The 15,408-nt window shown below is 68.1% G+C and carries 15 protein-coding genes and 2 pseudogenes; 6 read left to right on the top strand and 11 right to left on the bottom strand.

The genetic code is table 11. The features are described from left to right. Positions 1–355: 355 nt before the first annotated feature. A complete protein-coding gene (locus tag IPZ69_RS17630; protein ID WP_235455079.1) occupies positions 356–652 on the top strand; it encodes a hypothetical protein in 297 nt (98 codons plus the stop codon). A gap of 252 nt (positions 653–904) precedes the next feature. Here the strand turns inward: IPZ69_RS17630 and IPZ69_RS17625 are convergent, their stop codons facing one another. Both IPZ69_RS17625 and IPZ69_RS17620 read right to left on the bottom strand, forming a co-directional pair. Then, positions 905–1,636: a dienelactone hydrolase family protein gene (locus tag IPZ69_RS17625; protein ID WP_235455078.1), complete on the bottom strand. Its 732-nt coding sequence runs from the start codon at positions 1,634–1,636 to the stop codon at positions 905–907. Positions 1,637–1,871: 235 nt separating this feature from the next. After that, a pseudogene (locus IPZ69_RS17620) lies at positions 1,872–2,062 on the bottom strand (hypothetical protein); the annotation flags it as partial. A 35-nt stretch (positions 2,063–2,097) separates the two neighbouring features. Between IPZ69_RS17620 and IPZ69_RS47825 the strand changes: the two are divergent. Together IPZ69_RS47825 and IPZ69_RS47820 are read left to right on the top strand one after the other, a co-directional pair. Then, positions 2,098–2,442 carry a transposase gene (locus tag IPZ69_RS47825; RefSeq protein ID WP_374293344.1) on the top strand — a complete coding sequence of 115 codons (345 nt, stop codon included), beginning with the start codon at positions 2,098–2,100 and terminating at the stop codon, positions 2,440–2,442. Further along, positions 2,342–2,863, top strand: a pseudogene (locus IPZ69_RS47820) (IS5 family transposase); the annotation flags it as partial. The gene IPZ69_RS47825 and the pseudogene IPZ69_RS47820, both read left to right, overlap by 101 nt. 97 nt (positions 2,864–2,960) lie before the next feature. Here IPZ69_RS47820 and IPZ69_RS17610 read toward each other — a convergent pair. Continuing rightward, complete coding sequence (locus IPZ69_RS17610; protein ID WP_235455077.1) at positions 2,961–3,182, bottom strand: hypothetical protein; 222 nt, start codon at positions 3,180–3,182, stop codon at positions 2,961–2,963. A 179-nt stretch (positions 3,183–3,361) separates the two neighbouring features. Continuing rightward, entirely contained in the window at positions 3,362–4,006 is a 645-nt protein-coding gene (locus tag IPZ69_RS17605; RefSeq protein ID WP_235455076.1) for a hypothetical protein, read from the bottom strand. 776 nt (positions 4,007–4,782) lie between these two features. Between IPZ69_RS17605 and IPZ69_RS17600 the strand changes: the two genes are divergently transcribed. From IPZ69_RS17600 to IPZ69_RS17590, 3 genes are all read left to right on the top strand, one after another. Then, positions 4,783–5,502 (top strand): hypothetical protein, encoded by a 720-nt coding sequence (locus IPZ69_RS17600; protein WP_235455075.1) that lies wholly within the window; start codon positions 4,783–4,785, stop codon positions 5,500–5,502. Between the two features lie 309 nt (positions 5,503–5,811). Beyond that, positions 5,812–7,413, top strand: coding sequence for a hypothetical protein (locus tag IPZ69_RS17595; RefSeq protein ID WP_235455074.1), 1,602 nt, complete (start codon positions 5,812–5,814; stop codon positions 7,411–7,413). Positions 7,414–7,525: 112 nt separating this feature from the next. Continuing rightward, complete coding sequence (locus IPZ69_RS17590; RefSeq protein WP_235455073.1) at positions 7,526–7,939, top strand: carboxypeptidase-like regulatory domain-containing protein; 414 nt, start codon at positions 7,526–7,528, stop codon at positions 7,937–7,939. 368 nt (positions 7,940–8,307) lie between these two features. On the opposite strand, the gene IPZ69_RS17585 is transcribed toward IPZ69_RS17590, so the two are convergent. The 7 genes from IPZ69_RS17585 to IPZ69_RS17555 form a co-directional block, all read right to left on the bottom strand. Beyond that, complete coding sequence (locus tag IPZ69_RS17585; protein WP_235455072.1) at positions 8,308–8,625, bottom strand: TRADD-N-associated membrane domain-containing protein; 318 nt, start codon at positions 8,623–8,625, stop codon at positions 8,308–8,310. Between the two features lie 2 nt (positions 8,626–8,627). Beyond that, positions 8,628–9,638, bottom strand: a complete 1,011-nt coding sequence (locus IPZ69_RS17580; protein ID WP_235455071.1) for a DUF6082 family protein — start codon at positions 9,636–9,638, stop codon at positions 8,628–8,630. A gap of 700 nt (positions 9,639–10,338) precedes the next feature. Further along, positions 10,339–11,070, bottom strand: a complete 732-nt coding sequence (locus IPZ69_RS17575) for a dienelactone hydrolase family protein (protein ID WP_235455070.1) — start codon at positions 11,068–11,070, stop codon at positions 10,339–10,341. A gap of 450 nt (positions 11,071–11,520) precedes the next feature. Beyond that, the gene (locus IPZ69_RS17570; RefSeq protein ID WP_235455069.1) at positions 11,521–12,024 is read right to left on the bottom strand and encodes a hypothetical protein; all 504 of its coding nucleotides are present in this window, start codon (positions 12,022–12,024) and stop codon (positions 11,521–11,523) included. Between the two features lie 18 nt (positions 12,025–12,042). Then, positions 12,043–13,842 (bottom strand): sialidase family protein, encoded by a 1,800-nt coding sequence (locus IPZ69_RS17565; RefSeq protein WP_235455068.1) that lies wholly within the window; start codon positions 13,840–13,842, stop codon positions 12,043–12,045. Positions 13,843–14,130: 288 nt separating this feature from the next. Beyond that, positions 14,131–14,889, bottom strand: a complete 759-nt coding sequence (locus tag IPZ69_RS17560) for a hypothetical protein (protein WP_235455067.1) — start codon at positions 14,887–14,889, stop codon at positions 14,131–14,133. Positions 14,890–14,923: 34 nt separating this feature from the next. Next, a complete protein-coding gene (locus IPZ69_RS17555) occupies positions 14,924–15,397 on the bottom strand; it encodes a hypothetical protein (RefSeq protein WP_235455066.1) in 474 nt (157 codons plus the stop codon). Positions 15,398–15,408 lie beyond the last annotated feature (11 nt).

The raw sequence follows: 15,408 nt of genomic DNA, 5'->3' as shown, positions 1-15,408 counted from the left end.
GGCGTGGCCGTGCGTGCTACCGGGCAGACAAGCTGCCTGGCGCCCCGACAGTGGTGTTGCCCCCTCGATTTGGCGGTCGGCTCACCCGCCTCAGCGGTGAGTCACATCATCGCCCGGCGCCCTTTCGGCGTGGGCTCGCAGGCACCGTGGCGTCACCGACGACGCACCCCACGGCCCGGCGCCGGGAGGAGACGGCACTGTCGTCCATGCTCGACACCTGTACCAACTGAACCCGGCCCAGCGTCGGCTGACTGGAGACGGTAGCCCTGCGCCACACCCCCGTCATCGACCCGGACGGTCTCATCGAGGGTCCTGGGCAAGCCGCGTTGTCAGTGGCGGCTGGAAGGCTGGAGCGATGAATGGCGATGAGCAGCTGCTGCGTGGTCGCGTCTACGGTCGTGACCACGATGACCCTGATCCCGGTCCGCTGCCGTGGCAGACGTATGCCGTGCTCATGGGCGGGCCGCTGGACGGGCTGCTGCTGGACATCACGGGCTGGCGGCCGGAGGAGGTCGACGACGGCGCTGCCCTGTCCACCGAGCTCGGACAGTTCCCCGGCGGCCGGTCGCTGTACGACCCGCGCCCCGGTGAACCCCGAGCTCTCGGCCCGGGTGTGACGTGCCGCCTCTACTACTCCGGCGACACACCCTGACCACAGGGCCGACCATGGCTGTGCCGGTGTCTGGCTTTGTTCACCGAGAACCGACAGCACCTCGACACGACACGGGGCAGCACCTGAAGAACTGCAGAAATCGACCAGTCCATGGCTTCGGGCAGCGCGGGCCCCTGCCGGGATGGCAGGGGCCCGCGGCATGAACAGCAGAGGAGCGCCGGGACCTGCCCTCGACGAGCGGCATCCTGGCCGACACGACTTACCGTCTGCTGGTGGCCCGACGGCCCGGCCTCACTTCAGGTGCCGGGTGAGGAACTGGGCCGCGGCGTCTCCCGCGAACTGCGGGACGCCGGTGTGCCCGCCGAGATTGGCGTGCAGCGTCTTCTCCTTGGAGCCGAAGGCGTCGAACAGGTCCAGGGCCGCCTGTCGGTCGTTGCCTTCGTCGTCCCACTGCAGCAGGACATGCAGCGGAATGGTGACCTGGCGGGCCTCCTCGAACATGGCGGCGGGCACGAAACTCCCGGCGAACAGAACGGCGGCCGAGATGCGCGGCTCGACCACCGCCAGCCGGATTCCGATAGCCATCACTCCTCCCGAGTACCCGACCGGGCCACCGATTTCGGGCAGCGAAAGGAGGGCGTTCAAGGCGGCCTGCCATTCCGGCACCGCCTTTTCGACCAACGGGAGGACGAGCCGATCGACGATCTCGTTGCTGACCGGCTCGCCGGCCTCCAATGCCCGGCGTAGGTCGGTGCGGGCCTGCTCGGCGACGGCGGAACGGGGCCGGTCACCGCTGCCGGGGAGCTCGATGGTGGCCGCGGCGAAGCCCTGGGCCGCGGAGTGCCGGGCCCGGGCCGCGAGGCGGGGGTACATCTTGTGCAGTCCGCCGGGGTGGCCGAGCAGGATCAGCGGAGCCGGTGCGGATGCGGATCCGGGGGTCCACAGGATGCCGGGGATCTCGTTGAGGGTGAATTCGCGTTCGAGGACGCCGTCGTCGAGGCGCTGCTCGGAGGTGAATTGCATGGTCGTGCCTTTCGGGAGTGCTTGAACGGCGCTCCCGGACGACCTATCGCCCGACCGTGACCCCGGAGGGGAGCACCCATGTCGATACTGTGTTCACGGGTACCACCTCCTCGTTCTCTCGCACGGCCTCCGGAAACGTAGCAGTGGTCGTGGTGGTCCGCCAACGGGTTTTTGCGGAGGCTCCGTGGCCGGATGACGAGGAGTCGGAACACCGGGCAGAGCTACGTGGGGCCGGGGGCAGTCGGCGCTTGATGACCTCCGCGGGCATCCGCGTCGACACGTCCAGGAAGCCACCGCCGTGCGGGGAGCCGCGGTCCGCCTTCACCTCGGCGTTGATGGCGCGGGCCACCTCGTCGCGGGGGAGCAGCTCAGGGGACGCCGGTTGTTGTCCGGGTCCTCGTACCAGCGGTCGCCCTCCTCATCCGACCAGGGGGTGTTGCGAAAGTGGATCTTGGTCGTGAATGATCAGGCTTTGTGGGCGTGGTGATCTGACAAACGGCCAGTGGGCCCGGCCGGAGCCGTTGCTGCCGCAGGGCATGAAGCCGGGTCGTCCGCCGGTATGGACACGGCGGCAGCTGATGGACGGCATACGGTGGCGGACCCGGACCGGTGCCCCCCGTTCGACCCCCGCCTTGACCCCAACGGAGCGGCCGATCCGAGTCGGGTACGTGGGAGCGGGTCTTGAATGCCCTGCTCGCCCTGGCGATGCCGAGGGAGACCTGGACTGGGTCGTCGCGGTCGATTCCGCAATCGTCCGCGCCCATCAGCACGCGGCCGGGGCCCGCAAAAGGAAGCCCGGCCACTGAGCCCGGCCACCACGCGATCGGGCACTCCCGTGGGGGTCTGACAATGAAGATCCACCTTGCCGTGGACGGCCGATGCCGACCGCTGTGCTGTGTCCTCACGCCCGGTCAGGCGAATGATGCGCCCGCGTTCGAGCACGTCATGGCCGCGCTGCGCGTGCCCAGAGCGGTCGGCCGGCCACGCACACGGCCCCTGGTGGTCCTGGCGGACCGGGCCTACTCCTCCCCTGCCATCCGCGCGCACCTTCGCAGGCGAGGAATCCGGCCGGTGATTCCCCAGCCGGCCGATCAAGTCGCCGACCGCAGGCGCAAAGGCCACCAAGGAGGCTGTCCACCTACGTTCGACCGCGAGGCCTACAAACGACGCAACACCGTCGCACGGTGCATCAACCGCCTCAAGAACTGGCGCGGCATGGCAACCCGCTATGAGAAGACCGCCACCGTCTTCCGAGCCGGACTTCATATCGCCGGCATCTTCATCTGGTCCGCTCGCCTCTCCGAGAGAAGCCATCTGAGAAGCGTCAGTTCCAAGGTTCCCGGTAGGGATTTTCGCCCAGCAGCTTCGCTGCGGCCACGCAGAGGTCTTCGCCGAAGAGCTGGTTGCTGCCCCATTCGGAGCCCCACAGGTCGCACGCGGCCTGGGCCACAGCGCGCCAGGAGTAGTCCTCATCGCATCGCCACGTGCGGATCTGAGCAGCCATCTCCGGTGTGATCGTCGCCGGGTCAACAGTGTTGTGTGTCATCCCAGCGACCCTAGGGACGTTGCCGAGAGAGTAGCCACCGGATTACGCCCTCGGCCGCCCGGCGGACACGCCCAGGACTTCGCCCTCAGGAATCCGCAGGCGCACGGCGTCGGGGCACTCCCAGCCCCAGGAGCTGGGAGTGCCATTCCGGTGAACTGCCAAGATCCGAATGAGAGGACCTAGTCGAAGAGGCCGAGTTCGTGGAACTCCAGTCCGTCCGGGCCGAGTCCGGTGTTCTGCGCGTGCTCGGCCATCCGCGCGGCGTACTCGGGATGCGCGGCGAGCGAGGTGTAGGTGTCGAAGTCCAGGTCCAGGACGTCGGCGAGGTCCGCGAGGTACACGTCGAGACCGGGGTACATCACGGCCACGTACGGCAGGTCGTCGATATCGGTCACCAGCACCGGGTACTCGCCCGTGGAGTCCGGCGAGCCCAGGTAGAGCAGGCGGCGCGAGTCGCTACCGCCAACAAGCGGCAGGCACACGGCGGGCAGCAGTTCCTCGAAATCGCCGAACATCGCGGCCATGCCGCCGCAGGAGCCGTACATCCACTCCGCCGTCGCCCCCAGCCCCCGGTCGCCGAGGACGGGCTCAGCCGGGTCCTCGTACCAGCCGACGTCGGCGAGCCAGGAGCCGTCGAAGGCCAGCCAGCGGCGCAGGCTGGGCGGCAGCGGCCGGCCGCCGGGCAGCCTCAGCCGGTCGAGCACCTCCGGCGCCAGCGGCACCGGTTCATCGAGGTCCGGGGCGTCGCAGGTGGGCCAGCCCTGCTCCCGGACCCGTTCGATCACCCGGTCGATCAGCGCGGCGCCGTGCATGTCCTCGTTCATGCGGTGCACTGTGCCACGGGCCACCGACAACGCAGGCCCCAGGCCGTCTCTTCCGGATTTTGCCCGACCCGCACCGCTCGGCACCGCACCTCGCCGCGTCGGCGGAGCACCAAGTACGTCCAGTACGCAGGCGCCCCGCCAACACGCCGATGCTTCCCCCCGGCCCTGCGGGCCTGGGGAGACGGGGGAGACCCCGTGGCACCGGACGACGCGGGCTTTGACCGGCAAGATCCGAAAGAGACGACCTACTCGGCGGTGGAGCTGCCAGCACCACCTGCGCCCTGTATCTCGCCGCCATCAGCACCTACCACTGACCAGTGGCGCCCAGACGCGGCTCGGGTAGGGCGTCCCAACCGATGGACGCGACCGGAGCGGGCGCTCACGTGCCCGCAGACAGTGCGGCTACAGCCGCGACCCCACCCCCAAACTTTGAGCGTCTGCACCCAGTCGTGGCCACGCTGGTCGGCGAGTAGGACAACGCAGGTGTGCGTTGATGGAGGTTCGCTGAGGCTGTTGGGGCCAACTACGGCGCTGGGTCCTGCAGTCGCCAAGGTCGGGCAATCTCGAAGCGTGTGTTCCACCCGTAATGCGCCAACTGCTCGGCCTCAGCCGTGCGGCCTTGTTCCTCAAGACAGACCACAGCCAGTGCCACTACCTCTTGGTTGCCTCGTGCTGCAGCCCGCTTACTCCAGGAGAGAGCCTCTTCCCAGCGGCCTCTGTCGGCGAGCCGATGCGGAGTCGCCACCGGCAGCTCAGGGCGGTTAGATGCTCAGGTGTTGAACTGGGCACAGATGTACGACTGCTACGGGGACGTCGCTCGCGTCCCTGAGCTCCTGGCGCGGGCCGAGCGCGAGGACGACGACGCGGCGTGGGATGAGTTGGGGTACCGGCTGGTCCTCGAGCGCGACTTGGTGTTCCCCGCCAGTTTTGCAGCACTGCCGCGTCTGGTGCGTCTGGCTTCGGGGAGTGCGAGGGCGCGCGGGCTGGCTGGGGCGATCGTCCGGTGCTCGGCAGGGGGCCACGGCTGCGACGATCTGCTGCCGGGCTGTGCCGAAGCGATCGCGGAGTTCTGTGGGTTGCTCGATCGGCACCTGCGGTCGCGGCCGGACGACTACCTCGCGACCTTCCGCGACTTGATCGCGGCCAAAGGGCACTACCACTGGAGTGCGGTTCTGGGGGACTTCTCGGACGACTTTTACCAGGTCGCCTGCCCTCACTGTGCTGTAGAGGTGACGATCGCCATCGGTAGTTACGGACGCTATTCAGCGATCCGGGACTGGAACCTGGGCGACGTGGACCGACGTGACCTGAGGCCGGCACCCTCAGAGGGCCTCTCCGGCACCGGTCGTTGGATGCACGCGACCGTCGTCCGTGATGGGCAAGTTGTGCTTGCCGACGGAATCACCCATCTCTTCGGCCAGGCGGAATGCCCGCGCTGTGCCAGCGTCTTCAACATCGCGGATGAGTACGACTCTTCCAATCGCCCTCTCATGTGAGCGGTGCACTGGAAGCGGCCGAGCGTACCCCGTCCACGTGGATGGAGAGATTTGGCTGTGATGCGCTGTTGCGGCCCCCAAGGCGGCGTGACTGCCGCCGCCTTTCGGGCCCGCTGATGCTGTAGTTCCCTTTCACAGCAAGGGAATTCGGACCTATTTCGGTTCTTTCCCTGAGGCTCTTGGTGGGGCGGGTCACGGATCGCTAGGTTCGCTGCCGTGCGGCGGCAGTGCTCTGCCCAGCACGTGTGGGGGAGTGGCGATCGATGTCGTCGTGCATCCATTCGCCCATCATCAAGGGGGGATTTCCGCATGTCCGGTTCCATCCGCATGCCGCTGGCCGGGTCCAGGTGGCGAAGACTGTCCGTCTGGGCGGTCGTGCTCCTGATCCTGTCGTTCGGGCTGGCAGGCATCGAGTCCACGCCCGCGTCCGCCGCCCCGCACGGCGACGGCAGTGCCGCCCGGGCGGCGACCGGCAGTGGTGATCGGGTGACGGCTGCCGTCTCCACCAAGCCGCGGCAGTACACGGCCGAGGAGCTCGCCCAGCTCAACGCCCGGCTGTACGACGAAGACACCATGGACAAGGGTAAGCCGGGGCCCAAGCCCAGGCACGCTCCGCTCGGTGCCGCGGTCGCTGGTCCGTCCTCGGTGCGGTCCTTCGCCAGCGTGGTGCGGGACAGCGCCATACCGACGTCCGGGATATCGGGAGGCGCCTCATACCTGTCGTCGACACAGGAGCCGAGCACCGACGCCAACGGCTCCAATATCTTCCAGACCGGCAACTGGTATGCCACCCGCTCCACCGACAACGGTGCGACCTGGTCCTACCTCGACCCCTACTCGCTGTTCGGGTCAGGGTTCTGCTGCGACCAGGTGACCCAGTACGATCCGGCGACCGGCCGGCAGTTCTGGCTGCTGCAGTTCAGTGACCACCTGGTGATCGCCAACGCCTCGGCGTCCGGCTCGGGCGCGTACACCGGCTGGTGCTACTGGAACATCACCCCGAGCTGGATGGGTCTGGCGAACACCACGGCGCTGGACTTCAACGACATGTCGATCAGCAACAGCAACGTCAACATCTCCACCAACTTCTTCCCGAGCGGCGGGGGAAGCGGTGCCGGGCTGCTACGACTACCGAAGAGCCCGATGAGCACCTGCAGCGGCTTCAACTACAGCTATCTGACCCGTACGGACAACCTCACCTTCAAGCTGGTGCCCGGGTCGACCGACACCCTGTACTGGGGCAGCAACTGGGGCCAGACCAACGGCAGCTCCTTCCGCGTGTTCGCGTGGCCGGAGAACTCCGGGAACTACTCCTGGTGGGACCGCACCGTTCCCTCGTACGGCTTCTACACCCGTAACAGCGGACAGAACTGCGCCAGCACCGACGGTGTGGTGACCAACTGGTGTCAGTACGCCGACTCCCGGGTCCTGGGCGCCTACCGGGCCGGCGGGCTCATCGGCTTCTCCTTCAACGCGAAGCAGGACGCCAGCCACCCGTTCCCCTACACGCGGTTTGTGTGGTTCAACGAATCGGACAAGAACCTCAACGGCTCCGGTGACCTGTGGGGCAGCTGGGGCGCCATCCAGTTCGCCTCGCTCGCACCCAACTCACTCGGCCGGGTGGGCCTGGAATTCGCCTGGGGCGGCGGCACCGGTGGCGCCCACTACTACCCCGGCAGCGGAATCAACTCCCAGCCCGCCAACGCCATCGACACCAGCCCCAACTACTACCTGTGGGGCGCCGGCAACACCTGCACCTACGCCGGCCTGCCCCGCTGGGGCGACTACCTCACCGTCCGCGCCTACAAGGCCGACCCGACTCGCTGGGTCGCCGCCGGCTACGCAATGAAGGGCGGAAACTGCGGCGCCGCCGGGGCCTACCCCGAGCCGCACAACGTTCTGTTCTCCTAGCATCACCCGCACCTGCAGCAAGCAACCTGGGGCCGGGCGGGAACCCGCTCCGCCCGGCCCCGGGCCATGCCAACCGACGGAACCGACCAGCAACGTGGGAAGTCCAACCCGTATGAAGTGTCCCCTTCGCACCGTGCTCGCCGTCCTGGCGCTGGCTGTCGCGCTCTCGGCTGCCGGATGCGGGGACTCTCACGGGGCCGGATCGCCGACCCCGTCCGACTCCGGGATCAAGGGCCGCACCTTGGTCGACGGCGGCTGCCCGATGGTTCGCGAGGACAGCCCTTGTCCCGACCGGCCCCTGCGCGCCCGGCTGACCATCACCGGCGGCAGCCCGGAACGGACGGTCGCCGAGACCACCAGCGATGCCGACGGCCACTTCCGAATCTCGCTGCCGCCAGGCACCTACACCATCCGCCCCACCAACCTCACCGGCGCCATGACCCCGATCGCCCAACCGGTGTCCGTCACCGTCAAGGGCGGCCGGTTCACCATGATCGTCATCTCCTTCGACTCGGGCATCCGCTGAGGCTCTGCTGCTTGTCCTCGGGGGCTGCGGGAACCGAACGGAGACCCAAGACGTCGCAGTGACGTCCGGTGGCACAGGGGCGTGGCGCAGCAGGCGATCGTCACGGACTGGACCACCGCACTGAGCCCAGTTCGGAGTGACGCGAAGGCCGTGACCGAGGCTGGCAGGCCCACGACGCGAACTTTCTGAAGACCATCATGCGTACTACCGGATCAAAGGGCGTTTCCCGGCGACTCGTCTGTCCTTCTCACCTGGGGCTGTGGTCCTGTGACCATCGCCTGAACCAGGACGGCCAAGGCATCGGCTCGCTTTGCCTCATCGAGCCCGCAGTCTCTGACCACCCGCTCAGCGGCCAGATATCGCGAGAACTACAGCGGTTGTTCGAAGTACGCATGCAAGTGCACCGCAGCGGCCTCGGCGGACTTCACGAAAGTGCGGCTCACATAGCCGGCGAGCGCAGCCGACACTGCACCCAGGCTCCCTGCCACGACGGCTCCAGTGATCGTGCTCGCCTTCAACGCCACCACTACGAAGCTCACCAGCAGCGCAAAACCTGCCGCGCTTGCCCACTGAGCATTCCGGAAAGAATGCCTAGCCTGACCCAACGCAATGTCGTGATACAGATTCAGGCGCGGTTGTGCCGGGCAGCGCGCGAGGCCGCTCGCCCGGAAGGCTCCGCTGCTCACAGCTACGCATCGGGGGCGGCCAGATTGGCCAAGGCTCGCTCGTGCTCCCGATCCAGGATCTCGGTGAACCTCCTGTCATGATCCGATACGTGGTGATGTCTGTGATGCTCTGCAACCAGGGCCCAGTATCTGCGCCCCGGTGGGGCGCTGAAGATCTGTGCAGAAAGAGCCCTCAGTTCGTCCTCGTCGATCATTCCAATTTCGAACATCGAGCGCCAGAACGAGAAGATGAGGTTGGTGTAGATGTGCTGCCGGTCCTGCTCGTTATCCCCGGTGATTGGCCCCCAACAGGCACGGAGGCCGGGGTCGTCCAAAGCCTTGGACAGTAGCTCACTGTGCATGGAACGGTGCGTCAATTCCCGATTGACCGTATTGTCGCGCGCCTGCAGGATTAGGGAGGCGGCGACTCCGGCAAGCGCCAGCATACTGAAAACTGTGGCAATGTCTCCGTACGTACCCGCTATGTCACTTAATCTCGCCCAGCCTCCTGGATGGAGCTGACCAATAGCCAACAGTGCAAGCGGCGTGCAGAGGAGGAATGCCAGCAATGCCAGCAGCGCCGCACCGATCAAGAGGTAGCGTCGATAGGTCCACTGGCCATGGTCACGCCGCCTGCCACTTGTCCTCGCCACGCCTGCTCCCTGCGCCGTCCGGGTCTGCAGTGATACTGACATGAACTTGCCGTATCCGAGCGGGAGTTCAACGGAAGGCTTACGGAAGGTTCCACGATGCAAGCAGAACTCAGCCGCGCATCTTGGTACAGGAGCAGTGCATGCGGCGACGGTGCTAGTTGCGTAGAGGTAGCGCACCCCGGCACCTCGATAGGCGTTCGCGATTCCTGGGGGGCGGTTCTGGTCTTCAGCGAGCTTGCGTGGCAGTTGTTTACCACTGCTTTCCAATGCGGCAATTGCGGCGAAGGCAGGGTTGGCGGAACGGGCTTTGGTTACCAGCCCCTGCAGATTCTTGCGTGACACTGTCGGGAATTGGCGAAGCTCGGCGTCCACACCCGCCACGAGGCCGCCTGCCAGTTTGCGTCGTAGGGTATCCGGCCCGCTGGCGACTTGGCCCGAGGCCGCATGCCATCGCCGCACGACGCCGTCGGAGGTTGCTGCGGCGAGGAGAGAGCCCTCGGGATGAAGGCCACGCCATGCATGCCATCGGAACGAGAAGCGAGTACGTCACCGCTGCGGCGGTCAGAGAACGTGTCCCCAAGCGCCACTCCGTAAGGGTCGGCGGTTGCCAAGGTTTGCCGTCCGGAGAGAATGCGGCGGCGTGGATGATGTCGTCTGTGTTGATGCAGTGGCTTGAGACGAACTCGCGGGCGCTCATGTTCCACACTCTTATGTGATGGTCGGCGTCGGTCGCCAGGCGGGTGCGGTCTCGTACGCCGAGCAACGGATCCACTTGCGGGCCACGAATCCGGCTGAGTCCATCTTGGCCGCCGTCCGGCCGCGTTCACGGGTCACCTGAGGTGCCGACTCGGGCACCGCCGCTTCGCGATGGCCTTCATACGACTGCGGGCGGGCCGTGGAGGCGCCCCGCATCGCTGCCGCGAGGCCACAGCAGCGTCGACCACGGACTGACGTGTTCGGCAGCACTGAGCGATAACCGGGCATGGCTCGGGGGCGGGCAGCCGCGTGCCACAGCCGTGTTCGAGGCACTGTGCCTTTATGTGGTCACCAGCCGGTTGGCCCACCTCGTGCCGACGCGTGCCTAGAGGTGTGAGGCCAAGGCGGCGTACACCTTCTGCCAGGCGTCGGAGCCGGCCTCGGGGTCGTAGTCGGCCGGGCGGTCGGCGCAGGCGAAGCCGTGACGCGCGCCCGGGTACGTCACCAGCTCGTGCGGCACCTCGGCTTTGGTGAGTCGCTGCTCGGCCTGCTCCCACTCCTCGGCCCCGATGATGTGGTCCAGCTCGCCGCGAAAGCCCAGCACGAAGGCGCCGCCCGCGGCGATCCGCTCAGTGGTCTCCAGCGGGGGCACGGGACCGACCAGTGGGAAACCGCTGTTCAGCAGCCACCCGGGGTAGAAGACCGCGGCCAACTCGAAGCTCAGCGCGGTCGCTGCCCGTACCGCGATGTGGCCGCCCATGCTCAGGCCGAGGAACGCCACGCCCTGCTCCCCGGCTTCGGCGCGCGCCACCGCCAGTGCCACGGAAGCGTCAGCCACGAGCTCGTCCCGGTCGAGCGCGCGCATCAGCACCAAGCCGTCCTCGCGCTCCTCGGCGGAGTAACCGAGTGCGGTGCGGCGGGCGTTGCGCCAGTAGTAGTCGGGCGCCAGCGCCGTGTACCCGGCCGCCGCCAACTCCGCGCAGGTTCCGCGGACATAGTCGTTGACTCCATACAGCTCGGAGCAGACCACCACGGCGCCCCGCACCGCACCCGTCGGGCGGTGCACGTACGCCTCGATGCCGCCTGCCTCGCCGAGTGTCTCCCACTGACCCGTCATCACTACCCCCGTGTGTCAAGTGTGGAATTTCGGCTCAACTCTAGTGTGTGACAACGGTGTTCATCCTCGGCATTGCTCGATGCAGCGGAAGCCCGGCCACCCCCTGCTGATGTTCATCATGACGTGAACCGGGTTACAGCAGGCTTGTCACCTGCGCCTGCTCGCTGCCCCCATCTGTATCCGTCGGCTGGGAGATGGCACGCCACCCGCGTGTATCCGCCCGGAACCAGGGGCCAGCCGCGAAGCCCAAATCGCCAGTCGAGGTCGACTTCACCCCGCCTTCGCCCGGCACCCCGTACCCCTCCACGCGCACAGCGGTGCACCCCGTCCACCAGGGGTCTTCCAGACCGAGTGGCCACCCTTCGGTCAACGGCGCACGTGGTGCCGCTCGTCACGAAAGTGGCCCCTGCAGTTTTGACCGGCCGGGACAAGGGCTCGGCCGGGCCGGGTTCAGGAGGCGGCAGACGTCAGGTAAGTCAGGTACATCCCTCCCTCGCAGTCGGACATTTTCCGCAGGGTCCAGCGGCCCCGGACGGTCGCGGAGGAGAAGTTCGACTCGGCATCGGCCTCTTCCACTTCGCCGCCCTCAGGGATGTAGCCGGCCTTGGGGAGCTGCTTGTGCAGGAACGCCAGGGTGGTGTCGAAGCCGCCCCGTACGACGGTGGCGACGATGAGCCGGTCGCCGGTGCGGTGCTCCACCGAGGTCACGACCGTGCCGTCGGGCACCGGCAGGCTCCGCGGGAAGTCCTTGGGGAGCGGGAATGAGGCGGCAGTGGGACAGCCGTCGGGCGCGGCGCCGGCCGCGTTCCCGGCCGGCGGATCGGTTGCCTGCTCCACCGTGTACGGCGTCGTCCCCGGGCGCTCGGCGTGCTTGTTCGCCGCCGAGCATCCGGTGACCGTGGTCAGGCCGAGGACGGCTCCTGCGAGTACGGCAGCCGAGGGCGATGGCTTCATCTAGTTCCTTCCTTCGGGCTACTTGTGCTTGCCGCGGACCACGGCGTCGTACGCGCCGTACAGCGTGGCGCCGGAGGACTGGCGGGCTATCGAAGCCAGCGCGTCGTAGTTCTGCGCTCCTCCGGACGCGCAGGTGCCGGTGCAGCCGTCGGCGTAGGCGGCGAGCACGCGACCCTGGGCGTCGATGGTGACGTCGGTGAAGTCCAGGAGATTGCGGTCCTTGCCGCAGGTGGTGCCGCCCGTGCAGATCGACCCCTTCTGGACGGGGTCGGTGGGGGTGGCGTCGGCGGTGACCCAAGACTGGCCGCCGTCGTGGGTGGTGGCCACATATAGGTGCCACACCCCCTTGAAGCCGGCCGCGTCCTGGTAGTTGCCGCCCGTGGTGGTGCCGAGGAAGGCGAAGGCGGCGCGGTTGTCGTCGCCCGCGGTCACGGCCGGGAAGACGATGTTCTTGATGCCGAGAGCCGCGCCGACGTTCTGGTCGTACAGCCACGTCCTGCCCTTGTCATGGCTGACAGCCATGCGCGGTGTGCCGTCGCTGTTCTGGTAGCCCATGTAGACGGTCCCGCCGGCCCCGATCCCCAGGCTCGGGTCCGAGTCACCGGGGGTGCTGGACGGGTTCTTGCGGACGGTCCACGTCAGCCCGTTGTCCTCGGAGACGGCCACGGCCTGATGGCCGCCGCAGCCCTTGTTGGGCACGTACACCGTGCCGTCCGGGGCGACCTTGACATGCCCGTGCAGGCCGCCGCAGTCCAGCAGCGAGTACATCGGAACGGCGGGCCCGTACGTCAGACCGCCGTCCCGGCTGACCGCGCAGGAGGCGTCGGCGATGTCCTGGGAACAGTAGTAGACGGCGTCGGGGTACGACGTGAGCGGTCCCGGACCGCCTGCGGCGAAAGGGCCTCCGCCGATGGTCTGGTGGTCCACACCGGAGTTGATGCCCGAGCCGCCCGTCGGCGTCCACGTTTCACCATCATCGTCGGTATAGCAGGTCAGGGCGGTCTTGCCGGCGAGCTGCGACTCGAAGGTTCGGTGGGTGACCGGGTCGGTGAACAGGATCGGGTCGAGGCTGGTGGTGCTGCCTTGAGGGCAGCCGTTGGCCGCGATCGCGCTTTTGTCCCGCCATGTGGCGGCACCGGCACTGTCGTAGGTGACCTTGAGCGTCGACGTGTACGCCTGGAACAACGCGGCGCCACTCGCACGGTCGACGCCGATCGAGGGTTCACCGGCGTTGTGCGCGTCCGTGATGCCGTCGGGTGCCCAGGAGTTCGCGTACGTCGGCGGTGTGGCCGTACTCGGCGGCGGATCGGTCGGAGCGGTGATCAGGCTCGCGGTGCCGGTGAAGCCGTTGCCGAGCGGCGCGTACGGCACCACGCGCACGGTGTACGACGCCGACACCGCCGGAAGCAGCACGGTTTCGGGGTCGCTGGAAGAGGCCGAGCCGGCCACCTCCCGGCCGTCCGTATCGAGAACGTACAGGTCGAAGTCGGCGGCGGGGTCCGGCCATCTGATGTCGATGCGCAGGCTGTGACCGGCGTCGTAGCCCGCGGGTACCGACACCTTCAGGGCGTAGTCGTCGCAGAGTTGCGTGTTCCCGCAGCTCACCGTCCCGGCAGTGCCGGAGACATTCGGGACGGCGAAAGGACCGGCGCTCCACGTGGTCGTGGGCGCGGTGTCGCTGACCGATCCGGAGGGCGGGGTGGCGGCGTCGGCAGCCCCACTCGGCAGGGTTCCGGCGACGAGCGCCAGCAGCCCGATGGCGAGACGCCCCCGCGACCGCGGGTGGTGGTGAAGACGGAGTGCGGAGAGGAGAGCCACAGGTACCTCGTGGGTTCGCGAGTTGGACGAAGAGTGGTGGTGTGTGGCCGTACGGGTGATGCCTTCGTCTGCTTTACGGGGAGGCAGGAGGCGTCCGTCGCGCGAAACCGAACTCTTTTCGGTGGGAGGCCGTTCCTGCCGCGTCCAGCGGTGTGGTCGGACGGGGGAGCCGCTCCTGGACCACCACGGCTCGACCGCGGTGAAGCCCGCCATCCCATTCGGGCCGCACCCCGTTCCCGTCGGAAAAGTGCCCCCGCGTGACTGCGCGAGGGCACTTATCAGGCCTGGTCAGAGGGCGTCGACTCCGCTCACCTTCCAGCCGGCGGAGGTGCGGGTGAGTGTCATACGCACCCGGTTCAGGTCCAGCCGGGGCTTCGCGACCTGAGTGCTCTCGGTGACCTGGTTGACGAAGAGCAGGACGACGGCCCGGTCCGGTGTGGCCGACACGACGGAGACCGCCGGGGCGCCGCCGTCGGCGGGTGTGGCCACGGTCGCCTTCACCACGCCGTGGTACTTCGTCGCGGTCGGCGCGACCACCGCCTTGGTGGTCTTGCCGTACTGGTCGCGGAAGTGCCCGGTCAGCAGGATGCGGGCTCGGGCGAAGTCCCGGTCCAGGTGCCGGTAGTCGTACGACAGCACGACCGGCGCCGCCTTCCGCGCGGCCGCGAGGGCCTGGTCGCGGGCCTGCTCCGCCTGCCGCCCCTGCCGGTACTGCCACCCGAGAACGGTGGCCGCGACCAGGGCCGCGACGAGGACGACGCCCAGCACCGCGGTGAGCACGCTCCGCCCGGCCTTGCGCGGTGGCGCGGCGACCTCCGGCTCCCCCTCGAACGACTCGGGCGACTCGGGTTCCGGCGGGTCCTCCCAGCCCTTCGCCGGGGGCTCGACGAGCAGAGTGCGCCCGGAGGGAGTCGGCTCTTCCTGGCGGGCGCTGGGCTCGGGGCTTGCGGGCCGCCCGGTGCGCTTGGCTGCCGCGCGGGCGGCCGCGGTCATGGTGCGGCGGGCCGGTGAGCCGGTGCCGCGGGTGCGGGAGGTCGGGTTCGCCACGGTGTCTCTCCTCATCGATGACTTCACGGGTGGGTCAGCCCACGAACGCGACGTCGGAGGTCAGCCAGCGGCCGGCCACGCGCGCCAGGTCGAGCTGGAGCCGGTAGGTGCGCGCCTGGCCCTCGGGCGCGGCGGTGTTGGTCACCTTGCTGTCGGCCACGACCAGGACGCGGGCCGAGTGCGCGTCGGACCGCACGATGCCCGCTTCCAGAATCTGCCCTTCGGACACCGACTTGTTCTGCGCAACCAGCTTCGTCAGTTGTGCGGACTGCAGGGCGAACTCCTTCTTGAACTCACCGGTGGCGCCCTTCAGCACATTGCCGCTGTCCCGGTCGTAGTGCCGGTAGTCGAGCGAGATGAAGCTCAGCGCCGACTGGCGGGCCGCCGCCAGGATGTCCTGACGGCGCTGTTCCGCCGCGCGCTGGTCGGCCAGCCTCAGGCCCAGCCAGACGCACAGCACGGTCGTCAACACGGTCGCGGCGACGAGCACCGCCGACAGCAGCCTCATGCGCTCGCCTC

Origin of the sequence: Streptomyces olivochromogenes (assembly GCF_021538895.1) — a bacterium.
Lineage (GTDB): Bacteria > Actinomycetota > Actinomycetes > Streptomycetales > Streptomycetaceae > Streptomyces > Streptomyces olivochromogenes_A.
This window is presented reverse-complemented; position numbering and strand designations above follow the sequence as displayed.